This is a genomic window from Promicromonospora sp. Populi, from assembly GCF_041081105.1.
GTDB lineage: Bacteria > Actinomycetota > Actinomycetes > Actinomycetales > Cellulomonadaceae > Promicromonospora.
This window is the reverse complement of sequence record NZ_CP163528.1, coordinates 2,109,368-2,130,715: the sequence shown is the minus strand read 5'-3', so window position 1 is coordinate 2,130,715 and position 21,348 is coordinate 2,109,368. Positions and strand designations below refer to the sequence as shown.

The 21,348-nt window shown below is 72.8% G+C and carries 20 protein-coding genes, 1 pseudogene and 1 riboswitch; of the genes and pseudogenes, 12 read left to right on the top strand and 9 right to left on the bottom strand.

The window, feature by feature from the left end; all coding sequences use genetic code 11:
* Positions 1-3 precede the first annotated feature (3 nt).
* The 3 genes from AB1046_RS09715 (at position 4) to AB1046_RS09705 (ending at position 3,164) form a co-directional block, all read left to right on the top strand.
* Positions 4-771, top strand: coding sequence for a DUF899 family protein (locus tag AB1046_RS09715; protein WP_369374731.1), 768 nt, complete (start codon positions 4-6; stop codon positions 769-771).
* Between the two features lie 88 nt (positions 772-859).
* Complete coding sequence (locus AB1046_RS09710; protein ID WP_369374729.1) at positions 860-2,524, top strand: PHP domain-containing protein; 1,665 nt, start codon at positions 860-862, stop codon at positions 2,522-2,524.
* A gap of 37 nt (positions 2,525-2,561) precedes the next feature.
* Positions 2,562-3,164 carry a TetR/AcrR family transcriptional regulator gene (locus tag AB1046_RS09705; RefSeq protein WP_369374727.1) on the top strand — a complete coding sequence of 201 codons (603 nt, stop codon included), beginning with the start codon at positions 2,562-2,564 and terminating at the stop codon, positions 3,162-3,164.
* A 25-nt stretch (positions 3,165-3,189) separates the two neighbouring features.
* On the opposite strand, the gene AB1046_RS09700 is transcribed toward AB1046_RS09705, so the two are convergent.
* From AB1046_RS09700 to AB1046_RS09685, 4 genes are all read right to left on the bottom strand, one after another.
* The gene (locus AB1046_RS09700) at positions 3,190-3,345 is read right to left on the bottom strand and encodes a hypothetical protein (RefSeq protein ID WP_369374725.1); all 156 of its coding nucleotides are present in this window, start codon (positions 3,343-3,345) and stop codon (positions 3,190-3,192) included.
* The gene (locus tag AB1046_RS09695) at positions 3,342-4,301 is read right to left on the bottom strand and encodes an MFS transporter (protein WP_369374723.1); all 960 of its coding nucleotides are present in this window, start codon (positions 4,299-4,301) and stop codon (positions 3,342-3,344) included. The genes AB1046_RS09700 and AB1046_RS09695 overlap by 4 nt, the downstream gene beginning before the upstream one ends.
* Positions 4,298-5,134 (bottom strand): alpha/beta hydrolase family protein, encoded by an 837-nt coding sequence (locus AB1046_RS09690; RefSeq protein WP_369374721.1) that lies wholly within the window; start codon positions 5,132-5,134, stop codon positions 4,298-4,300. Before AB1046_RS09690 ends, AB1046_RS09695 begins: the two co-directional genes overlap by 4 nt.
* Positions 5,135-5,254: 120 nt before the next feature.
* Positions 5,255-6,421, bottom strand: coding sequence for an ROK family protein (locus tag AB1046_RS09685; RefSeq protein WP_369374719.1), 1,167 nt, complete (start codon positions 6,419-6,421; stop codon positions 5,255-5,257).
* Positions 6,422-6,532: 111 nt separating this feature from the next.
* On the opposite strand from AB1046_RS09685, the gene AB1046_RS09680 reads away from it, so the two are divergent.
* The gene (locus AB1046_RS09680) at positions 6,533-9,259 is read left to right on the top strand and encodes a hypothetical protein (RefSeq protein ID WP_369374716.1); all 2,727 of its coding nucleotides are present in this window, start codon (positions 6,533-6,535) and stop codon (positions 9,257-9,259) included.
* Positions 9,260-9,281: 22 nt separating this feature from the next.
* Here the strand turns inward: AB1046_RS09680 and AB1046_RS09675 are convergent, their stop codons facing one another.
* A complete protein-coding gene (locus AB1046_RS09675; RefSeq protein WP_369374714.1) occupies positions 9,282-10,496 on the bottom strand; it encodes an MFS transporter in 1,215 nt (404 codons plus the stop codon).
* Positions 10,497-10,554: 58 nt separating this feature from the next.
* Here AB1046_RS09675 and AB1046_RS09670 point away from each other — a divergent pair, with 58 nt between their 5' ends.
* The 3 genes from AB1046_RS09670 to AB1046_RS09660 are packed head-to-tail and all read left to right on the top strand — an operon-like array spanning position 10,555 to position 12,841.
* A complete protein-coding gene (locus AB1046_RS09670) occupies positions 10,555-11,136 on the top strand; it encodes a sugar O-acetyltransferase (protein WP_369374712.1) in 582 nt (193 codons plus the stop codon).
* 11 nt (positions 11,137-11,147) lie between these two features.
* Positions 11,148-11,690: a TetR/AcrR family transcriptional regulator gene (locus AB1046_RS09665; protein WP_369374710.1), complete on the top strand. Its 543-nt coding sequence runs from the start codon at positions 11,148-11,150 to the stop codon at positions 11,688-11,690.
* Positions 11,691-11,737: 47 nt separating this feature from the next.
* Positions 11,738-12,841 carry an NAD(P)-binding domain-containing protein gene (locus tag AB1046_RS09660; RefSeq protein WP_369374708.1) on the top strand — a complete coding sequence of 368 codons (1,104 nt, stop codon included), beginning with the start codon at positions 11,738-11,740 and terminating at the stop codon, positions 12,839-12,841.
* Between the two features lie 9 nt (positions 12,842-12,850).
* Here AB1046_RS09660 and AB1046_RS09655 read toward each other — a convergent pair whose 3' ends face one another.
* Positions 12,851-13,501 (bottom strand): DUF1345 domain-containing protein, encoded by a 651-nt coding sequence (locus tag AB1046_RS09655; protein ID WP_369374706.1) that lies wholly within the window; start codon positions 13,499-13,501, stop codon positions 12,851-12,853.
* A gap of 111 nt (positions 13,502-13,612) precedes the next feature.
* A riboswitch (guanidine-III (ykkC-III) riboswitch) is annotated at positions 13,613-13,676 on the top strand.
* Between the two features lie 12 nt (positions 13,677-13,688).
* Here AB1046_RS09655 and AB1046_RS09650 point away from each other — a divergent pair.
* The 4 genes from AB1046_RS09650 to AB1046_RS09635 all read left to right on the top strand — a co-directional run bounded on the left by AB1046_RS09650 (position 13,689) and on the right by AB1046_RS09635 (position 17,055).
* Positions 13,689-14,003, top strand: coding sequence for a multidrug efflux SMR transporter (locus AB1046_RS09650; RefSeq protein WP_369374703.1), 315 nt, complete (start codon positions 13,689-13,691; stop codon positions 14,001-14,003).
* Between the two features lie 316 nt (positions 14,004-14,319).
* The gene (locus tag AB1046_RS09645) at positions 14,320-15,240 is read left to right on the top strand and encodes an alpha/beta fold hydrolase (protein WP_369374701.1); all 921 of its coding nucleotides are present in this window, start codon (positions 14,320-14,322) and stop codon (positions 15,238-15,240) included.
* A complete protein-coding gene (locus AB1046_RS09640) occupies positions 15,237-15,878 on the top strand; it encodes a maleylpyruvate isomerase family mycothiol-dependent enzyme (RefSeq protein ID WP_369374699.1) in 642 nt (213 codons plus the stop codon). Before AB1046_RS09645 ends, AB1046_RS09640 begins: the two co-directional genes overlap by 4 nt.
* Positions 15,879-15,909: 31 nt before the next feature.
* Entirely contained in the window at positions 15,910-17,055 is a 1,146-nt protein-coding gene (locus AB1046_RS09635) for a hypothetical protein (protein WP_369374697.1), read from the top strand.
* Here AB1046_RS09635 and idi read toward each other — a convergent pair.
* The 3 genes from idi to AB1046_RS09620 form a co-directional block, all read right to left on the bottom strand.
* On the bottom strand, positions 17,043-17,579 hold the full coding sequence (idi, locus tag AB1046_RS09630; RefSeq protein WP_369374694.1) for an isopentenyl-diphosphate Delta-isomerase: 537 nt from the start codon (positions 17,577-17,579) through the stop codon (positions 17,043-17,045). The two genes, AB1046_RS09635 and idi, sit on opposite strands and share 13 nt — an antisense overlap.
* A 44-nt stretch (positions 17,580-17,623) precedes the next feature.
* Positions 17,624-18,733 (bottom strand): transaldolase family protein, encoded by a 1,110-nt coding sequence (locus tag AB1046_RS09625; RefSeq protein WP_369374692.1) that lies wholly within the window; start codon positions 18,731-18,733, stop codon positions 17,624-17,626.
* A gap of 129 nt (positions 18,734-18,862) precedes the next feature.
* Positions 18,863-19,600 (bottom strand): GntR family transcriptional regulator, encoded by a 738-nt coding sequence (locus AB1046_RS09620; RefSeq protein ID WP_369374690.1) that lies wholly within the window; start codon positions 19,598-19,600, stop codon positions 18,863-18,865.
* Between the two features lie 222 nt (positions 19,601-19,822).
* Between AB1046_RS09620 and iolC the strand changes: the two are divergent.
* A pseudogene (gene iolC, locus AB1046_RS09615) lies at positions 19,823-20,782 on the top strand (5-dehydro-2-deoxygluconokinase); the annotation flags it as partial.
* Positions 20,783-21,348 lie beyond the last annotated feature (566 nt).

Sequence of the window (21,348 nt, the reverse complement as noted above, 5' to 3'; positions counted from 1 at the left end):
ACCGTGACCGAGACGCGCACCACGACCAGCCTGCCCGGCCGCCCGCCCGTCGTCGACTGGGCCGCCTGGCAGGCCGCGCGTGACGACTTCCTGGCCCGGGAGAAGGCGCACACCCGCGAGGGTGACGCGCTCGCGGCCGCTCGTCGTCGGCTGCCGATGGTGGAGCTCGACGGCACGGTCCAGGTCACTGGCGCCGACGGCCCGGTGCCGTTCATCGACCTGTTCCAGGGGCGGGACGAGCTGGTGGTCTACCAGCACATGTGGCACGACGGCGACCCGGTCGAGGGTCAGTGCCCCGGGTGCACCATCAACGCGTGGCACATCCAGCAGGCCGCGCCCTACCTCGCCGCGCGCGGGGTCTCGTTCGCGATGCTGACCGAGGGGCCATGGGCGGAGGTCGCCCCGTTCCTGGAGTTCATGGGCTACACCGAGCCTTGGTACTCGGTTCGCGACCTGCCCGCGCCGATCGGCGTCGACATGGGGCACATCGTGTGCTTCCTGCGCGACGGCGACCGCGTGTTCCTCACCTACCGGACCACGGGCCGGGGCAACGAGTCAGCCTCGGGCGTGTTCGGTCTGCTCGACATGACGCCCTACGGCCGCGGCGAGTCCTGGGAGGACATGCCCGACGGCTGGCCCGAAGGCCAGGGCTCCTGCTGGTACTGGGCCACGGACGCCGACGGCGCGGCCACCTGGGGGCCGACCCGCCGGCCCACGCCGCAGTGGACCCGCCCTGGGGCGACCCCGGTCCGGGAATCGACGCCTGGCTGACGGGCGCGCGAAACCTGGCGTTCCCGCAGAGGCCACCTGGGTGTGCAAGCCTCCGGCGTCACCTTGAGCACCTCGGCAGGAGGACCCTGTGCCCGCTCCGTTCCGCGCTACCGATCTGCCCGACTGGGCCGACCCCTCGGTGCCGGCCTCGTCCCTCGACCCGCAGGGCGCCTCGCGGCGCACGTTCCTGCGCCTCGGCATGGTGGGCGGGCTGGCGCTCGCCGCGGGTGTGCCCGCCGCCGCGGCTGCCGCCTCGGGCAGCGGCGGTGGAGACCCGCAGCTCGCGTGGCTCGTCGGCGACCATCACGTGCACTCCCGCTACAGCCATGACGCCAAGTACAACTTCGACCAGCTCGCCCGGAAGGGCGCCCGGTTCGGCCTCGACTGGATGGTCTTCACCGAGCACAGCAACTTCGGGCACGCCGACAAGGGCGCCGCCGCCGAGCACGCGGAGATCATCGCCGCGCGGTCCCGCAACCCGCGCCAGCTCATCTTCCAGGGCCTGGAGTGGTACATCCCTGCCGCCGAGCACGGCACCGTCTTCGCTGCGCCCGGTCCGCACGAGGTCGAGCTGCTGCGTGAGTTCGAGCGCCTGTGGGACGGCAAGCTGAACGGCTGGGCCGCCGACCTGCCCGAGAACGAGGCGCGCGCGGTGGAGGCGCTGCGCTGGCTCGCCGCTCGTAAGGGCGAGCGGTACGTCGACGACGTCGTCGTGCTGGCCAACCACCCATCCCGGCTCGGCATCGACTCTCCAGGCGAGATCCGGGCGTGGCGCGACGCCGCGGCCGGCATCTGCATCGGTATGGAGGGTGCGCCGGGCGCCCAGGGTGACGCGGACCCGGCGTGGGTCGCCTACCGCGGCAGCACGCGGGCCCAGCGCGGCGAGTACGTCAACGCGCCGCGTCCGGACTCCTTCCCCGGCTACCCGGTCGAGGCCTACCGCACTTTCGGCGGCTTCGACTGGGTGACCGCCACGGTCGGCGGTCTGTGGGACGCGATGCTGGCCGAGGGCACGCTCTTCTCGATCACGTCGAACTCCGACAACCACCGCACCATCTGGGACACCTGGCGCGACGGCGACATGCCGCCCGGCGAGACCTTCGACTCCCTCGGCTGGAAGCCGTCGCCCGTCGACACCGGCACGCCCCAGCCGGGAAGCGACTTCTGGCCGGGGGAGTTCAGCCGCACCCACGTCGGCGTGACCCGGCACGGTTACCTCGACGTTTTGGCCGGCCTGCGCCGTGGCCGGGTCTGGGTGGACCACGGACACCTCGTGGACGGGCTCGACGTGCGCGTCGCCCGCGCCGGTCGCAGCCGCGCCACCGGTGCCACGCTCGGCGGCCGGCTCGTCGTGGAGCGCGGGACCTCGGTGGACCTGACCGTCAGGGTGCGCAGCGCGCACCGGCCCAACCCGCACGGGGTGCTGCCCCGGCTCGCCCACCTCGACGTGATCCGAGGCGCCGTCACCGGGCCGTCGGCCGACCCGGACACCTGGCGGGCGCCCGAGACGCGTGTGGTCGAACAGGTCGACACCAGCCGCCGCCGCGGCACCTACGACCTGCGCATCCCGCTCGGCCGCATCACCGAGTCCTGCTACGTCCGCCTGCGCGGCAGCGACGGCAACCGGCACGGCGCCGGCTACCTCGGAGCGTCGATCGACCCGGCCGGTCCCCAGATGCACGAGGACAACAACGGCGACCCGTGGGCGGACACCTGGCTCTACACCAACCCGGTCTACATCGACGTGCGCTGAGCCCTGCCCCCGCGAGAACGACCGGTACCATCACGGGATGCCAGTTCCCAAGGGGGCGACGCTCGACCCGGCCAGGACGCGCGCGCAGATCATCGAGCGGGCCGGGCCGCTGCTCTATGCCCGGGGCATCGACGGGATCGGCGTCGCAGAATGCTGCTCCGTCCTCGGGATCTCCAAGATGACGCTCTACCGGCACTTCGGCTCGAAGGACGGCCTCGTCGAGGCCGTGCTCACCGAGCGCAGTACCCGGGTCCACCGCTGGCTGCGGTCGGCGGCGGAAGGCGCCGGACCGGCGCCGGCCGAGCGCCTCGACGCCGTGTTCGCGGCGCTCGGCTCCTGGTACCAGGACGACGCTTTTCGCGGGTGTGCCGTCGTGAACGCCGCCACCCAGAGCCGCGGCGAGCACACCCTGACGATCGCGGCGGCGCACCTCGGCCGGTACATCGACCTGTTCCGCGAGATCGCGGCCGACGCCGGTGCGGCCGACCCAGATGCCCTGGCGCGGCGCCTCCTGCAGGTGCTCGAGGGGGCGACCGTCGTCGCCGCCATGGACCCGGCCCGGGCCCGGCAGGCCGGTCAGGACGCGGGCGCGACCGCGCGGCTGGTCTTCGACCAGCTCACGCGGGACGCCGTCGGCTAGCTCACGCCCGACACTGCCGCCCAGCTCACGCGGGGTGCGGTCGCCTCGCGGCCAGGACGACGGCGCTGAGGAGGCTCATGGTGGCAGCCACCTGGAATGCCGCGCTGAACCCGGACCACTCGACGACGAGCGCGCCCACCATGGCGGCGGACAGGAACCCGAGGTCCCAGAACGACGTCATGATGCCGACGGCCGCGCCGGGTGAGCCGGTGTCGCGCGCGGCGAGCGTGCGGGCCGCGGCGCTCGGGTAGGCGAGCGCGACGCCGGCCCCGCTGCGAGGACCGTCACCACCCGGAACGGCGTCGGGTCCACCGGCAGGGCCGCCAGGGCGAGCGCCTCGACCACCGCGAGCGTGACCCCGGTCCGCACCGGCCCGAACCGGTCGACGAGCGGGCTGCCCAGCACACGGACCGCGAGGAACCCGCCGGAGAACAGCGTGAGCGACAGCCCCGCGAGCTGCTGGTCCCGCGCCAGGTACGCGACCAGCAGCGCCGCGACGGTCCCGTAGGCGTAACCGGCCAGGCCGAGGTAGGTCGCGGGGGCCCAGGCGGGCCGGGCGAGGCGGGGCCGGGCCGTTTTTGCCCGACGGCGCGGCTCCGGCCGGGCGCCCAGGACGAGCACGGCGGAGACGAGGGGCGCGACCAGGATCGCCCACCACGCCGCCGTCGGACCGCCCACGACCCGTGCCGCGACCGCGACCGCGGGGCCGGCCGCCAGGCCGGACCACATCGCCAGGCCGAACCATCCGGAGACCCTGCCGTGCCGGTCGGCGGGCACGCCACGCAGCACCCAGGGCAGCGCGCCCGAGAAGAGGGCGGCCTCGCCGACGCCCATGGCGAGGCGGCCGACGACGACGGCGCTGATCGTCGGGCCGAGCATCTGGCTCACCACGCCCGCCGCCACGAGCAGGCCGCCGGTGGCTACGACGGCCCGCGCCCGGCCGGCGTCGGCGAGCACACCCGCGAACGGGCGGGCGAGGGCCGTCGCGAGGAACGCGACGCCGGTCACGGCGGCCGTCGTGGAGGCGCCCGCGTCCAGCCGGTGCGCGAGGTCGGTCGGTATCAGCTCCAGGGTGGCCCCGAGCGCGACGTACCCGAGCGCGACCGCTGTCCACAGCCGGGCGACCGGCGGCCTCACCGCAGGTGCCGGTCCAGGAATCCCGTGACCTCCCGGGCGAGGCGGAGCCGGTGGTCGGCGAGCGCGTGGTCCGTGTCGAGCACCGTGTGCTCGAATCGCGGGGCGCCGGCCGTTTCGAACGCCCGGACCAGCGGCCAGTGGTGTATCTCGGCGGGCGTGACGGTGTCCCGTCCGGTGCCGACGAGCAGGACCGAAACACCCGCGACGGCGGGGGCCAGCCTCGTCAGGTCCCAGGCCTCGCCCGCGGCCAGCAGCTCCTCGATCAGCGCGTCCGCGCTGGTCCCGCGCAGTGGTGCGAGCTGGCTCGCCCAGGCGTCGTGGTAGACGCCGCGCGCCGCCGGATCGTCGCGGATCTCCCGCTGTGCGACGCCGAAGTCGAAACCCGCGACCGAGACCACGGCCCGCACGCGGGACTCGGTGGCCGCCACCTGCAGCGCGACGAACCCGCCGAGACTGTGGCCGAGCACCGCTACGCGGCGGGGGTCGAGGCGGGGGAGCGACGGATCGTCGTCGGCGAAGATCTTTCGGCAGACCGCCAAGGCGTCCTCGACGCAGTTCCACCACGACCAGGCGCCGCCCACACCCCAGGACCCGCGGTAGTGGAACACCACCGCGGCGTAACCCGCGCGGCGCAGTCCCTGCGCGAGGTCCTGGTTCGCGTCGTGCCCGGGGAACCCGTGCAGCAGGACGACGACCGGGTGCGGCCCGGGCCCCGCCGGCAGGTAGAGCACCCCGATGAGGGGGACACTGCCGCTCTCGACCTCCACGGCGAGGTTGGCCGCACGCACGCCAGACGCGGTGCTCGGGTCCCTGTCCAGATCGTCGACTGTCATGGGCCAGACCGTAGCAGCAGATGGAACCGCTCGGTACCATCAGGGTGTCCGCTTCGATCAAGCGATTCGGCATGGAATCGTCGCCCGGAGCATGCCGAACCGCTTGATGAAGGCGGACCTTTATGAGCGGCCGTAGTGCGTGACGAAGTTCTCCACCGCGCACGCCGCCGCACCGCGGGCCCAGTCCACGAAGCGCAGCGGACGCAGCTCGATGGCGGCGCTCGCGGCCGAACCAAAGGCCCGCTCCGCGAAGGCGCGCCGGACGTGCGGGTCCATGACGTCGTAGTCGTGCTCGTCGCTGATGGCCTCGCCGGTGATCACTATGTGCTGGGCGCCCACCAGGTTGGCGATCGTGGCGATCCCGATGCCGACGGCGCGGCCGGCGTCGCCGAGCACCCGCACGGCGTCGGACTGTCCGGAGCGGGCGAGGTCGGCGACGTCGCCGATGCCCAGAGCGCCGAACCCGGCCTGCGCCATGCGGTCCAGGATCCCGGCGGACCCGGCGATCGCCTCGACGCAGCCCCGGTTGCCGCAGTGGCACAACGGGCCGTCGGGGTCGACGAGCACGTGCCCCACCTCGCCCGCCACGCCGAAGCTGCCGTGCACCACCTGCCCGTTGACCAGCAGCGCGCACCCGATCCCGGCGCCGACCGTGACGAGTGCCAGCGACGACAGCCCGCGGCCGACGCCGTACCAGCGCTCGCCGGTCAGCAGCGCACGCACGTCGTTCTCTACGGTGGTCGCCAGCCCGGTGCGCTCGGCGACCTGTGCACCGAGCGGCACGTCGTGCCAGCCCAGGAATGGCGAGTAGGCCACGTGACCCGAGCCCGCGTCGACGTCGCCGGACACGGCCAGCCCGACGCTGCCCACCGTGGGGCGGTCGGCCCGCAGGCCCGCCACCAGATCAGTGATCTGCTGGATCAGGGCCTCCGGGCGGCGGTCCCCGACCGGCACCGTCACCTCGTCCAGCACCTCGCAGCGCAGGTCGCAGACCACGCCGAAGAGCTGGTCGCCCGTGACCTTCACGCCGATCACCTGGTGCGCCCCGGCCTGGACCGTCACCATCGTCGCCGGCCGCCCCAGGGCACCGTCGGTCGACGCCCGGTCACCGGTCTCGTGCACCAGTCCCGCCGCCAGCAGCGGGCGCACGGCGCGCGTGATCGCACCCGGCGTCAGCCCGGTGTCGTGCGCCAGGGCAGTGCGCGACGCCTCGCCGGTCATCACCAGCTGCTGGAAGACGCGCGTCCCCGCCGGACTGAGCACAGGCGCTTCTGGTCTGCCGGTCATGCGGCGACTCTAACCGCGAGAACCGGACGACTTAATTGACTACGGCAAGGAAAGACGGTTGAGTGGCACCGCACCCAGCAACCACCCAGCAATGACGCCGGAGGGGCCTTCATGTCAGTCAAGCCATCCACCCGTTCGCGGTTCGCGATCGCCCTGGCGCTCGCGGTTGTGGCGACGACGGGGGCGCTGCCGGTATCGGCCGCTCCGGCCGCCGTCGTACCGAACGCCGCAGCGCCGACCGCCGTCGAGCCGAGCCCCGCCCCGGCCGTCATCGAGGCCGAGGCGCCCCAGGTGGTGCTGGACGGCGCGAGCCGCAACGGCTGCTCCACCTGCTCGGGCGGCAGCAAGGTCGGCAGCGTCGACCCGGACTCGACGATCCTGGTGCCCGGCATCGTCGCGCCGGAGGCGGGTACGTACGACGTCACGCTGCACTACCTCAGCGGCGACGACTCCCGCGCGCTCACGGTCACGCCCGACGGCGGCGAGACCGTCGTCTTGCCCACAGGCTCCACGGGCGGCTGGGACCAGGTCGGCACCGTCGTCGTCCCCCTTCCGCTGCACGCGGGCGAGAACCGGCTGACCTTCAGCGCCCCGGAAGGGGCGCTCGGCCCCGACCTCGACCTGATCGATGTCGCCGGCGCGACCGGGACCGACTACGCCCTCACCGACCCCGACGCGTCCGATCCGGTCCCCGTGGACCCGACCCGCGCCCGACCGGGCGGGCAGCGCGCGGTGCTCCGCGGCGGCGACGTCACCATCGAGTACTCGCTCCGGAGCGGCACCGCCGACGCCCGCTGGGGACGGCAGGAGGCCGTCACCGGTTTCTACAGCGGCGTCCGCATCGGCGACGAGTTCGTCACCACCAAGCAGTACGACGGCGCCTGCCGGGTCACCGCCCGGAACGTCGTCACCTGCGCAAAGCCCGGGCTGCCCACCCTGAGGCAGGTCTTCGTGTTCGACGGCGACCGCTCGTTCTCGGTGCAGCTCGACGTGACGGGTACCGACGGCGCCGTCACGACGTCGATGATGGTGCCGATCATGACCGACCAGCGTCGCTCGGTCGATCTCGGGACCGATGGCGACAACCGGATGGTGCTCGTCCCGTTCGACAACGACCACTGGGTCCGTTACGAGACCCCGGCCATCGAGGACGTGACGCCCGCGCGGCGCAGCTTCGAGGTGACGGCGTTCATCGACGACACCTCGCGCCGCGGTCTCGTTGTCGGCTCGCTGGACCGGGACACCTGGAAGTCGGGCATCGTGGCCGACGGCAACTCGCGCGGCGGCCTGGACCGGCTGCAGGCAGCCGCAGGGCTGACCGACTGGAGCTACGACTACGGCGACGACATGAACAAGTACCAGTTCAACCGCGAGCTCAAGCCGCACGGCGACGTCAGCGGGGCCACGGTGAGCTCGCCGCGTATGTTCGTGGGCTTCTACCCGGATTGGCGCACGGGCATGGAGACGTTCGGGCGGGCCGCGGCCGAGATCGCGCAGTCCCGCACGTGGTCCGACGGCACACCGTTCGGGTTCAACACCTGGGGTGGCCTCGGCGCCCGCGGGGGCGACGCCGCCGTCATGGACGAGGTCTCCGAGTTTCTCGCGGAGGAGACCCCGGCCTTCCGCAACACGGAGTCGGCCATGGGCCCGTACGTCGGCGTCGACTCCTACTGGGACAAGATGCTCGCGCCCGAGTACTCGTTCGAGGACCCGGAGACCTCGTGGTCGGAGCTGGAGCAGTACGTAGCGGACGTCCGGGCCCGGGACCAGGAGCCGGCCCTCTACTTCCAGCCGTTCGCCAACTTCTGGCGCGAGGGTCTCGACGAGCCCATCGGCGGGACGGCGCTGTGCCCCACCTGCGAGAACCAGACGTTCCGCGAGATGGCGCTCAAGGTCAACGGCATCCCGGTGAACATCGACGGCGCGTGGGCGCTCGACCCGACCAACCCTGGCGTGCAGAACCGCGCGCGGATCGCGCTGAGCAAGTTCCGCGAGCTCGGGGTGCGCTACGTCAAGCTGGACTTCCTCACCCACGGCTACGTCGAGGCCGACAGCTGGTACGACGCCGACGTGCACACCGGCCAGGAGGCGTTCCGCCAGGGCATGGCGCAGGTCGTGGACTACGTGGGCGACGACATGTTCATCGACCTCGCGATCTCGCCGCTGTTCGCCTCGGAGTTCGCCCATGCCCGGCGGATCTCGTGCGACGTGCACGGCGCGCTGAACAACTGGCACCCCACCGAGCCGGACCGCTACCAGAAGAGCACCGAGTACCTGCTCAACTCGCTGACGTACGGCTGGTGGCTCGACGAGGTCTACGCCTTCAACGACGGCGACCACATCCAGTTCGGCAACTACGAGTACGACAGCAACGCGAACGCCTACCTGCTCGACGACCCGTACCCGAGCATCTGGCCCGAGGGGCAGAACCGCGCGCGCGTCACGTCCGCGGTCATCACGGGGGTCTACCAGGTCAGCGAGGACCTCACCGCCACCGGGAACGCAGTCATCAAGCAGCGGGCACGCGACCTGCTGCAGAACCCGGACATCAACCGGATTGCGGAGCTCGGCAGGTCGTTCGCGCCGGTCCAGGCCGGCCCGGACGCCTTCACGGCGTCGGACACGTTTGTGCTGCACGACGGCGGGACCACCTACGTGGCCGCGTTCAACTACGGGTCGTCGGCCCGGCGGGTGGACCTGCCGCTGCGTGAGCTCGGCCTCGGCGGCGGCCGGTACGACGTCACCGAGCTGTGGACGGGCCAGGAAACCCGCGTCACGGGCAGCCTGCGTACGACCGTGCCTGCCGAGGACGTGCGGGTCTACGCGATTACGAAGTAGTACGGGAGGCCGCACCCAGCGCTCAGCTGGGTGCGGTCTTCCGGTTCTCCAGCACCCCCGACAGAAGGACGATCAGGATTCCGGCGATCGGCACGACTAGCAGGCCGTAGCGCAGCCCGGCGTTGTCGGCCACGAGCCCGACCAGCGGCGGGGAGGCCAGGAAGCCCAGCCGCATCAGCCAGGACACGATGGTCAGGCCGGTGCCGGGGCGCAGGCCTGGCAGCTCGTCCGCCTCGTGCATGGCGGCGGGCACCAGGGTCGCGCTGCCCAGCCCCGCGACGGCGAAGCCGGCGATCGTGCCGGGCACGGTCGGGAAGGCCAGCGCCAGCCCCATGCCGACGGCGATAAGAACGCCGCCGCCGCGGGCCACCATCCGCTGGCCGAACCGGTCGACCATCCGGTCGCCGAGCAGCCGCCCGACGAACTGGGCGCCCACGAGAGCGACGAACCCGGTGGCGGCCAGCGCGGCGGGCGCACCCAGGGAGTCGGACAGGTACAGGGTCGCCCAGGAGCTGCCGGCGTCCTCCACGAGGGCGCCGCCGATGGCGATCAGGACCAGCGCGGTGACGATGAGCATGATGCGCGGGCTCACGCCGGCGCTGCGCACGTCCGCGGCCGGGGTGGCGCGCGCCGCGGCGTCGTCGGCGTCGCCGTCGAGCCCCGGGAGAGTGAACCGCAGCGCTACCAGCGCGACGATCGCGAAGACCACGGTCGAGATGGTCAGGTGCGTGCCGAGCGGCAGGCCGAGCGCGATGGCGCCGGCGGCCATGGACCCGCCCAGCACGGCGCCGATCGACCACACCGCGTGGAAGCCGTTGATGATGGAGCGCCCATACCGGCGCTGCACACGCAGACCGTGGGCGTTCTGCGCGACGTCGGTGATGGCGTCCATCGCGCCGCCGAGCAGCAGCGCCAGCACCAGGAAGCCGAACGACGGCGCGAGGCCGGCCGCGAGCACACCGAGCCCGGTGAGGATCGTGCCCACCACCGCTGCGCGTCCCGACCCGAACCGGCGCACCAGGAAGCCCGCGCCCAGCCCGGCGAGGATCGCCCCGGTCGGGAACGCGGCGATGGCCAGGCCGTACGTCGCGTTGTCGAGGCCGAGGGCGGCCTTGATCTCCGGGTAGCGGGGGACCAGGTTGGCGAACAGGGCGCCGTTGGTGAGGAACAGGGCGGCGACGGCGGCGCGGGCGCGCCGGTCGGCCGGTTGCGGGCCGGAGCCTGGTACTGGAGCCATACGTACGAGCGTACACATCATGCGTACGTTCGTACACAACGCCCGCTAGGGTGGGCACATGGCACAGGACTACTTCGCCGGCGACCCCCGGACCAACCGCGAGCGCATGCTCGCCGGCGACCCCTACGTCGCTGACGACCAGGAGAGCGCGCGGCTGGCCCAGCGGGCCCTCGCGCTCGCCGACGCCTACCACCGCGCGGTGGTAGGGGGCGACGACGGCGCCCGGTCGCTGCTGGCGGACCTGCTCGGCACGCTGGGCGACGGCGCGTTCATCAAGCCGCCGCTGTTCGTGGACTACGGCGAGAACATCCACATCGGCCCGCGCACGTTCGTCAACTACAACCTCACCGCCCTGGACGTCGCGACCATCGTCATCGGCGCGGACTGCCAGCTCGGCCCGGGGGTCCAGCTCCTCACGCCGACGCACCCGGTCGAGCCCGAGCCGCGCCGGGACAAGCTGGAGGCCGCGCGGCCGATCACCATCGGGGACAACGTCTGGCTCGGCGGGGGTGTCATCGTCTGCCCGGGTGTCACGATCGGGGACAACACGGTGGTCGGGGCCGGCGCGGTCGTCACCCGGGACCTGCCGGCGAACGTCGTCGCCGTCGGGAGTCCCGCCCGTGTGGTCCGCGAGATCTGAGGGCGGGCAGAGTGACCGCGCGCAGGCACGACCCCGACCGCAGGAACCGGATCATCGACGCGTGCCTGGACCTCATCGCGGAGGTGGGGGTCGCGGGGGTCTCGCACCGCAAGGTGGCGGCCGCGGCGGATGTGCCGCTCGGGTCGATGACGTACCACTTCGCCGGGATGGACGAGCTGCTGCGCGAGGCGTTCAGCCGGTTCTCGCGGGGCGTCAGCGACGGGTTCGAGCAGCGGATGAGCGAGGCCACCGACCTCGCGAGCGCCCGCGAAGCCGTCATCGCGATCATCACGCAGGACGTCTTCGACACCAACCGGGACCTCGTGCTGACCCACGAGCTGTACACGCTCGCGTCCCGCGAGCCGGCCTACCGCGAGCTGACCAACGCGTGGATGGCCCGTTCGCGTGCGGCCCTCGAACGGCACTTCGACCCCGTGACTGCCCGGATGCTCGACGCCCTGATCGAAGGGCTGACCATCCACCGCGCGCTGGACACCGAGGCGCCGCGGCACGAGACGGTGGTGGAGGCGGTGCGCAGGATCACGCTGGGCTGACCGCGCCCACCCGGAAACATCTGCGCGATCGCGGTGTTGTGCCCGGTGTGAACGAGCAGCTGCAGCGGGCGACGGTGGTCGTGATCGGGGCCGGTCAGGCGGGCCTGTCGGCGGCGTACCACTTGCAGCGCAGGGGTTTTGTGAGCGCCGTCGACCAGCCGGACGCCGAGCGCACCTACGTGGTCCTGGACGCCAACCCGGCGCCGGGCGGGGCCTGGCAGCACCGCGGGGAGTCGCTGCGGATGGCGACGGTCAACGGGATCTTCGACCTCCCCGGCCTCACCCAGCCCGCCGTCGACACCACGGAGGCGAGCCGCGTCGCCGTCCCGCGGTACTTCGCGGGCTTCGAGCGGACGTTCGCGCTCCCGATCCTGCGCCCGGTGCACGTCGTGGCGGTCCGGCGCGCGGACGACGACCCCGACGGCGACCTCGTCGTGACGAGCGACCGCGGCTCGTGGACCACGCAGACCGTCATCAACGCGACCGGCACCTGGACCAACCCGGTGCTGCCGAGCTACCCGGGTCGGGAGACGTTCCGCGGCCGCCAGCTGCATACCCGCGACTACGGCCGGGCGGAGGACTTCGCCGGGCAGCGAGTGGCGGTCGTCGGGGGCGGGATCTCGGCGATCCAGCTCCTGGAGGAGATCTCCCGCGTGGCGACCACCCTCTGGTACACCCGCCGCGAGCCGGTGTTCCTGGACCGCGAGTTCCTGCCCGAGACCGTCGGCCGGGAGACCATCGCCAAGGTGACGGCCGACGCCGAGGCAGGGCGGCCGACCGGCAGCGTGGTCTCCTACACCGGGCTGATCTGGACGCCGTACGCGCTCGCGGCCAAGGCCCGCGGCGCGCTGGAGCGGCGGCCGATGTTCACCGCTGTCGAGCCGCTGGGCGTGCGGGAGGCCGACGGCAGCTTCACGCCGGTCGACACGATCCTGTGGGCCACCGGGTTCAAGGCCGACCTGGCGCACCTGGACCCGCTGCGGCTGCGTAACGAGCTGGGCGGGATCGCGGTGCGCGGCACGCAGGTCGCCGACGAGCCGCGGGTCCACCTCATCGGCTTCGGGCCGTCGCAGTCGACCATCGGCGCCAACCGGGCCGGCCGGGAGGCGGTGACGGCCGTGGTGCGGCGGCTCCGCCAGCCGGTGGGCTGACGTGGCGGCTCAGGTGTTCGCGAGCCCCGCGACCAGGTTGATCAGGAGGGCCACGACCACCGTGCCGAACAGGTACGCGAGCAGCGCGTGGACCTGCGCGATCTTGCGCATCGCCGAGGAGCCCAGGTCCGTGTCGGAGACCGCGAAGCTCATCCCGACGGTGACCGCCAGGTAGGTGAAGTCGCTGTACCGGGGCGGTTCGGTCTGGTGGAAGTCGATGCCGCCGGCCGGTGCCGTGTAGTAGGCGCGGGCGTAGTGCAGCGCGAACACCGTGTGCACGCTGGCCCAGGAGACGAGGACCGAGGCGAGGACGGCGCCCATCGTGACGTCGTCGTCGTCCAGCCCGCCGCCCACGAGGGCGACCGCGACGCCACCCAGGCTGGCTACGGCCGCGAGGAGCACTATCAGGTTCGCGATGCCGCGCGCTGGTTCCTCGCGCACCGCGTGCTCGCTGGTCGCCTCCGCGTCCATCGGGACGATCACCAGCGTGGTCCAGGCCACGAATACCAGCCCGGCACCTGCCCAGCCGCCCAGGACCGCAGCCACCACGGAGTCCCACGACAGGAGCCAGCCCAGCAGCACGCCGACGCCGAGCGCCGCGCCGATCCGTACCCCGGTCGGGCTGTCCAGCACCCGGCTCAGCCGTCGCATCCCCGTCATGAGCCCAGTCAACCAGCCGTGCGGTCAACAGGCCGCTCGGTCAAACAGCGCTGGTGACGAGTCTCTCCACCTGTGCCGGGCCGGAACGGCCCGGGGTGTGCCAACATGGCGGCAGAGCCCGCAGGGGTTCCCGGACGAGGGTTGCCGTACCCGGTGTGCGACAAGACGGCATCTTGAGGAGCACACCATGTCCTGGATCATCCTTGTCGTCTCCGGCCTGCTGGAAGCCGTCTGGGCCACCGCCCTTGGTCGTTCGGAGGGCCTCACGCAGCTCACGCCGAGCCTGGTGTTCGGCGGTGCCCTCGTCGCCAGCATGGGCGGCCTCGCCTACGCGATGCGCGACCTACCCGTCGGCACGGCCTACGCCGTGTGGGTCGGAATCGGCGCCGCGACCACGGTCGCGTGGGCCATGCTCACCGGCGCCGAACCGGTCTCTGTCGTCCGCGTGCTGCTCATCGCCGGGCTGATCGCCATCGTCATCGGGCTGAAGCTGACCCACTGACCGCCTCGTCATCGATGGCCGCGTCCTGGTCGGCACGGAACGCCTCCAACGACAGGCGGGGACTTGCCTGAGACATGGCAGCGAACTCCGCGTGCAGGACGAAGCGGCGCCGACGCTGTAGCGGGACCGATTCACCGCTCTGCTTACCACTCACGGGATCAATGGTGCTACGCGATGCCATGTGGTGCCATCGCCCGGGGAAACACATGCTCCCCGGGCGATGTTGCATGTTGTAGACAACGTCCACTCTGCGCAACACAACCCCCGCACGTGATGTCTCCACGCCGCACGAGAGCCACTGAGCGAGAATGGCTCGATGAACGACCTTGCCGAGTGGTCCCCGACCGAGTACACGCGCCACGGCGCCGTTGAGATCGCCTACGACCGGTTCGAGCGCGGCGGAGGTACGCCGCTGCTGCTCATGACAGGGCTCGCGCTCTCCCGGACCTGGTGGCCGGACGGGCTGTGCCGGGCCTTCGCGAACGAGGGCTTCGACGTAGTCCGGTACGACCAGCGTGACTCCGGGGAGTCAACCCGGTTCGGCCAGGCCACGCGGCGGGGCCGGTGGGCAGCGCTGCTCGGCACGGACCACGTGCCGTACACCTCCGAGGATGTCGTCGACGACGCGGCCGCCGTGCTCGACGCCGTCGGCTGGGAGCGCGCGGTCGTGTTCGGGCACTCGCTGGGCGGCATCGTGGCCCAACGGTTCGCGCTGCGCCATCCGCGGCGTGCCCTCGCGGTCGTCTCGTGCGACGCCCCGCCGAGCGACGCGGCCGGGTTCCGGGCGTTGCGCTACCTGCGGCTCGGGCTGCTCGCGAGGCTCGCCGCCCAGAGCTTCCCGGACGGGCACGACGGCGACGTCGCCGCGTCCCTGGCCGTCGCCCGGAAGATGGCCTCACCGGTGAATCCCTGCGACGAGGAGGAGGCGCGCGCCCGGATCGAACGCGGGCTCGGCAGCGGGCCGCGCGACGTGAGCGGGCTCGGCCGCCAGCTCCACGCCCGGTGGCGCGGCCCGCGCCTGCGTGAGCTCGACGCGCCCGCGCTCGTGCTGCACGGTGAGGACGACCCCCTCATCCGGACGTCGGCCGCCCGCGACACAGCGCGTGCGATCCGCGGGGCGCGACGCACGATCCTCTCCGGCGTCGGCCACGACCTGCCGACGGTGGCCTGGAAGACGCTGGCTGAGCAGACCCGGCAGCTCGTCGAGGGGGCCGACGTCGGTAGGGTCTCCGCGTGACCCGGCTGTCGGAGCTCCAGGACCGTGAACGCTCGGCGCTCGCCGACGACCTGCGTCGGCTGACGCCGGAGCAGTGGCGAGCAGCGACGCTGTGCGGCGCCTGGGACGTGGAGGACGTGGTCGCGCACCTGGGCGCAGCCTCCACACTCTCCCCGCTGGGCTGGATCCGGAGCATGATCGGGGCGCGGTTCGACGCCGACCTGCACAATCAGAGGCGCCTCGAGGAGTTCCGCGGCCCGACGCCGACGGCGACCCTCGACCGGCTCGCCGGCGTCGGGTCGATCGGGCTGCCCCGCAAGGAGAGCGCCGCAGGGCTGGGTGAGGTGATCGTCCACGCCGAGGACATCCGCCGTCCGCTGGGCCTGCGACACGAGCCAGAGGCCGAGGCGCTCGTGGCGGTCGCGCGGTTCTTCGCCACCAAGGACTTCGCGGTCAACAGTCGGTCGCTGGTCAAGGGCCTGCGCCTCACAGCGACCGACGCCGACTTCCAGGCGGGCTCGGGGCCTGCGGTCGCCGGGCCCCTGCTCTCCCTGGTCATGGCCATGGCGGGACGGGCGGCCGTCCTTGCCGACCTGCGCGGCAACGGCCTGCCGGAGCTGACACGGAGAATCTCTCCGGCGGGTGAGGAGGCGCCGTAATTCCCTGGGCGTGCTGAGCAACAATGCTGAGATGAGCTCGATCACGCCAGAGGTGCTGCTGAGCGGTTGGCGCGGGCGCAGGTTCCTGCTGGGGCTCGCGCTCGACGCCGAGTCCTTCCTTGCCGAGCGCGACGGGACGGAGGCGCCGCTCGCTCAGGCCGTGATGTCGGCGGCCTACGCGCTCGACCCCAACCCGGGCCAGATCCTCGTGGCGTACTCCGGTCCCGGCCCGCACGTCCCGGTGGCGGTCGCCACCCGGGAGGCGGCCGCCACGCCAGGGACCGTGGCGTCCCTCCTGGACGCGGTTCGCCTGACCGACGTCGACCAGGACTCCGCGCTGCACGCCCTCGCCGGCGCGGTGGACAACGCCCGCTACTGGCAGGAGCCCGACGGCGACGACGTGCTCGCCGCCACACCCGTCGTGCGTGCCGCACTGGAACGGGTCGCCGAGCACGTCGCCGCCGCGGCTGCGGCCGTGAGCTGGTGGAGCGAACCGATCGCCCGCGAGGACCAGCACGTAGTCGAGTGGGACGACGACGCCGAGCCCGTTCCCGGGCGAGCGACAGGCGTGGCGAACCGGCTGGCACTGTGGCGCGCCGACGTCGTCCAGGCTGAGCGGCAGGCGGCGCAGCACGCGGCGGCAGATCCGACTGCCTCCTTCAGCGGGGCCTGGTGGTCGACCCCGCCGTCGGACCTGATCCGCACCACGAGGAGCCTGGACACGTCCGGGCCGGCGGGCCTCTGGCTGGTGGAGGACGGTTTTGGCTGGGAGCGGGCGGTCACGCGCCCGGTCGAGGTCCCCGCCGACGCGCGCGTACGCGAGATCGACAGCGCCGAGGCGTGGGCCGCGCTGTGCCGGGAGTACCCGCTGGAGGTGAACGCGAAGCGGCATGACTGGTACCTCACGACCGGCCGCGTGGGGCGCTGGGTGGTGCCCGACTGGGCGGCGGTCGCCGTCGACCACGATGCCGTCCACCTCACCGCCGCCGCGTACGTCGCCGCCGCGGGCACGGCGATCCCGGTCGACGACGACGCTGCCGGCGACACGGCCAGTGTCATCGCCGGGTGGAACCCGGACGAGACCTACTGGCTCGTCGACGGCGCACGGCCGGAAGCCGGTGGTACGACGTGGGTCCGCGACGACGAGGACTGGATGCCCGAAGCTCAGCCCGCGTAGAGAGACATCTCCCGCGCCTGGCTCACGAACCAGGGCGAGAACGCCCACGGGGTGGCCCGGAGGGCGGCGCCCAGCGCACCGGCGTCGGCCCACCGGGCATCCATGACCTCGTCCGGGTTCAGGTGCGGCTCCTCGTCGGCGACCGCCACGTAGACGGGGCACACCTCGTTCTCCACGATCCCCGAGGCGTCGGTGGCGCGGTACCGGAACTCGGGCAGCACGGGCCGCAGCTCACGCAGGGTCAGCCCGACCTCGTCCTGCGCGCGCCGTGCGACGGCGTCCTCCATCGGCTCGCCCGGCTGCGGGTGGCCGCAGAAGGAGTTGGTCCACACGCCCGGCCAGGTGCGTTTGCCCAGGGCACGGCGGGTGACCAGCACCTGGCCGGCCGCGTTCAGCACGTGGCACGAGAACGCCAGGTGCAGCGGAGTGTCCGCGGTGTGCACAACACTCTTGAGCTGCGATCCGGCGGGTGCCCCGTGCTCGTCCAGCAGGACAACTCGCTCTGGTACCTCGGTGACGTCCACGGCACCGACCCTGTCTCACCAGGGAGCTCCCAGCAAGCTCGGCGTCAGGGCGCAGGGACCAGGACGTCCCGTACGAGCTGGTCGAGCTGGGCGTCGGCGTCGAGGAACTGGCGCAGCGTGCGCAGCGACGGGCCGAATCCCGCGAACTCCTCGGGCGCGAGCCCGTCGGGCTCGTAGGCGGCCCGGAAGTCGGGCAGCGTGCGCGTGAGCGTGTCGAGGATCTCCGGGTCGACGGGGGCGTCGATGCGGGCCGGCAGGGCGAGGCGATTGCGGTTGATCGAGTCCTGCCACTCGAACGGCGGGGAGATCACCAGGTCGCCGCCCACCAGCTCCGACAGGTGCAGGTGGGTGCGGAACGCCGCCGACAGGACCCGGGTGCGGTAACCGCGCTCGGTGAAGATCCGGTACGCGTTCTTGATCGCCGCCACGCCCGCCCAGTCGAGGACCCCCGGCGGCAGGAGCAGGCCCTCGCGCGCGGCCACGACCTTGAGCCAGTCGTCGAGCCGGCCGACCATGATGGTGGCGACGGCGCCCATCTCCTCGACGGGCAGGCCCGCGGCCGCACGGCGGTCGAGGCCCCGCTCGATCGCCTCGGCGACGGCGACCGCCTGGGCGACGGTGAACGAGACAGTTGCGTTGACGCTCACGCCGCGGAAGGTCGCCTCTTCGATCGCCTCGACGCCGGTCTTCGTCGCCGGGATCTTGACGATGACGTTCGGCGCCAGCGCGGCGAAGCGTTCGGCCTGAGCGACCAGGGCGGCGGCGTCCCGGTGCAGGCGCGGGTCGGTCTGGACCGACAGCCGGCCGTTCCGGCCGGCAGAGGCCTCGAAGGCGGGCTGCAGCAGGCGGGCGGCGTCGACACTGAGCTCCTCGACCACCGCCCAGCCGAGGTCGGACTCGGTGGCGGTCGGGCGCTCGTCGGCGAGCTCGCGCAGGCGGGCCGTCCAGCGCGGGAGGTCGGCCTGGATCGCGGCGAGCGCGATCACCGGGTTGCAGGTGGCGCCGACGGCGCCCCAGGAGATGGCGCGGCCGAGCTGCTCGGGGTCTGCCGAGTCGTTCCACAGGGCCGTCTGCGGGTACTCGCGCGTCATGCGCCCCAGCGGGGTCTCGCTGCCGGTGACGTCGGTCGTGGCTGCGTCGAACGTCTGGGTCACGGGATCCTCCGGTTAGGCCGACGGCGGTGTTCGGCGTGACCCATTCGACCCCGGGTCCGGGCAACCTGTCAACCGAATGTCAGGACAAATGCGATCGCGGGTGTCAGGCCGCGACTGCGGGGACGTCGGTCAGCTCGAGAACAGCGTCGTGTCGAACATGTACCGGGAGGCACGGTAGATGTGTTGCCCGAACTCGATGCCGCGGCCGCTGTCGTCGTACGCCGTGCGCTCCATGGTCAGCAGGGCCGCACGCGGCCGCTCGCCGAGCACGCGGGCCTCGGCCGCCGTCGCGCTGCGGGCCCCGATGCGCTGCCGGGCCACCTTGGGCTTGGCGCCGCGGGAGCGCAGCAGGTCGTACAGGCCCTGCGTCGCGAGCTCCTCGCTGCTGGGGGCGATCTCCGGCGGCAGGTAGTTGGTGAGCACCGCCAGCGGTTCGCCGTCGGCCAGCCGCAGGCGCCGGATCATGACGACGTCGCTGGCCTCCGGCACCTCCAGCGCCTCCGCGACCTCAGCGGTCGCCGGCACCACGCGGCGCTCCAGCACCTCGGTGCTGGGCTCGCGCCCGGTCTTGGCCAGGTCGTCGTGCAGGCTCGTCAGCTCGACCGGCCGGCGCACGCGCGCGGGGGCGACCTGCGTCCCGACGCCGCGCTGGCGCACCAGGCGACCGCGCTCGACCAGGTCCTGCAGCGCCTGGCGTGCCGTGGGGCGCGAGATACCGAGGCGGGCGGCCAGTGCCACCTCGTTCTCCAGGAACTCGCCCGGCTGCATCCGCCCGTCCTCGATCGCCGCGTCGATCGCGGTGGCCACCTGGTGGTACAGGGGCACCGGGCTCGACCGGTCGAGGTCGATGCGCAGCGGCTGGGGCACGGCGGGCCTCCTGGTGGTCACGGGCGTGGTCACTGTTGCGGTCGGCTTTCTGTAGGCGGAGTCTAGCGGTGAATGAATTTCAAGACGTGATGTTCAAATGTCAGGACAAAGTATTGACAGCGGGGCGGGTCGGGTAGGAGGGTCGAGCTACTCGCCGTACGGGTGTGCGCGCGGATCCGCGACGATGTGGGCCGAGCTGGGGGCCGAGAGACGGGGGACATGATGGGGGACGAGGCCAGGGCGCCGGACGTGCTCGCGATCGGCCGCATCGGCGTCGACGTCTACCCGCTGCAGAGCGGCGTCGGGCTCGAGGACGTGACGTCGTTCGGCAAGTACCTCGGGGGCAGCCCGACGAACGTCGCGGTGGCCGCCGCCCGGCTGGGCCACACCACCGCCGTGATCACGGGTGTGGGGGAGGACCCCTTCGGCCGGTACGCCCGGCGTGAGCTGAGGCGGTTCGGCGTGGACGACCGGCACGTAGTGGTGGTGCCCGAGCTGCACACCCCCGTCACGTTCTGCGAGATCTTCCCGCCGGACGACTTCCCGCTCTGGTTCTACCGGTCGCCGTCCGCCCCTGACCTGCGGATCACGCCCGAGGACATCGACCTGCACGCCGTGCGGTCGGCCCGCCTGCTCTGGCTCACCGGCACCGGCCTGAGCGAGGAGCCCAGCCGGTCCGCGCACCACGCCGCACTGGCCGCGCGCCGCCGGGGCGGCCACGGCGGCCACACGGTGCTCGACCTGGACTACCGCCCCATGTTCTGGCCCGACGTCGATGCGGCGCGCGAGCAGCTCAGTGCCGTGCTGCCGCAGGTGACCATCGCCGTGGGCAACCAGGAGGAGTGCTTCGTCGCCGTCGGCGAGCGGGACCCCGACCGCGCGGCCGACGCGCTGCTGGCGGCCGGTGTGCAGGTCGCGGTGGTCAAGCAGGGCCCGCACGGGGTCCTGGCCAAGACCCGCGACGAACGGGTGGTCGTGCCGGCGGTCACCGTCGACGTCGTCAACGGCCTCGGCGCCGGCGACGGGTTCGGCGGGTCGCTGTGCCACGGGCTGCTGCGGGGCTGGACGCTGGAGCGGACGCTGCGGTTCGCCAACGCGGCGGGCGCGATCGTCGCCGCTCGGCTGGAGTGCTCGACGGCGATGCCGACGCCTCCCGAGGTAGAGCACCTGCTGGCCACGGGCGAGGTCCCGGAGCAGCTGACCAAGGCCGCGGTCGAGGTCCTCGTCGAGGTCCGCTCCAGGGCCCCCATCGAGGTCCGCGAGCGCGCGGGCGGCCCGGTCGCGACAGAAGCCCCGACTGTGCACGAGGCCCTGACCGTGGACGACGTCGTCGAGCTGCGGGTGTCCGACCCGGGGGCGCTGCGCCGGCGGGTCCTGACCCGCCCGCGGCATCCGGGCCCGGTGTCCGGCGAGCGGTTCCTCGTCATCGCCGCCGACCACCCGGCGCGCGGCGCCGTGGCGGTGGGTGACGAGCCCATGGCGATGGCCGACCGGCGCGACCTCCTGCGCCGCACGGCCGTGGCCCTCGGCCGGCCGGGCGTCGGCGGGTTTCTCGGCACCGCCGACCTCGTCGAGGAGCTCGCCGCGCTCGGCGCGCTGGACGGCAAGCTGGTCTACGGGTCCATGAACCGGGGCGGCCTGGCCGGCTCGGCGTTCGAGATGGACGACCGCTTCACCGGTTACGACGCCCGCGGCGTCGCCGAGGCGGGCCTCGACGGCGGCAAGATGCTGCTGCGCATCGACGCGCA

Coding starts and splice junctions, on each gene's coding strand:
- AB1046_RS09650 (WP_369374703.1), top strand. CDS start 13,689: ATGTCCTGGATCATCCTTGTCGTCTCCGGCCTGCTGGAAGCCGTCTGG.
- AB1046_RS09700 (WP_369374725.1), bottom strand. CDS start 3,345: ATGACGTCGTTCTGGGACCTCGGGTTCCTGTCCGCCGCCATGGTGGGC.
- AB1046_RS09635 (WP_369374697.1), top strand. CDS start 15,910: ATGAGCTCGATCACGCCAGAGGTGCTGCTGAGCGGTTGGCGCGGGCGC.
- AB1046_RS09675 (WP_369374714.1), bottom strand. CDS start 10,496: ATGGCTCCAGTACCAGGCTCCGGCCCGCAACCGGCCGACCGGCGCGCC.
- AB1046_RS09685 (WP_369374719.1), bottom strand. CDS start 6,421: ATGACCGGCAGACCAGAAGCGCCTGTGCTCAGTCCGGCGGGGACGCGC.
- AB1046_RS09680 (WP_369374716.1), top strand. CDS start 6,533: ATGTCAGTCAAGCCATCCACCCGTTCGCGGTTCGCGATCGCCCTGGCG.
- AB1046_RS09655 (WP_369374706.1), bottom strand. CDS start 13,501: ATGACGGGGATGCGACGGCTGAGCCGGGTGCTGGACAGCCCGACCGGG.
- AB1046_RS09670 (WP_369374712.1), top strand. CDS start 10,555: ATGGCACAGGACTACTTCGCCGGCGACCCCCGGACCAACCGCGAGCGC.
- AB1046_RS09690 (WP_369374721.1), bottom strand. CDS start 5,134: ATGACAGTCGACGATCTGGACAGGGACCCGAGCACCGCGTCTGGCGTG.
- AB1046_RS09645 (WP_369374701.1), top strand. CDS start 14,320: ATGAACGACCTTGCCGAGTGGTCCCCGACCGAGTACACGCGCCACGGC.
- AB1046_RS09705 (WP_369374727.1), top strand. CDS start 2,562: ATGCCAGTTCCCAAGGGGGCGACGCTCGACCCGGCCAGGACGCGCGCG.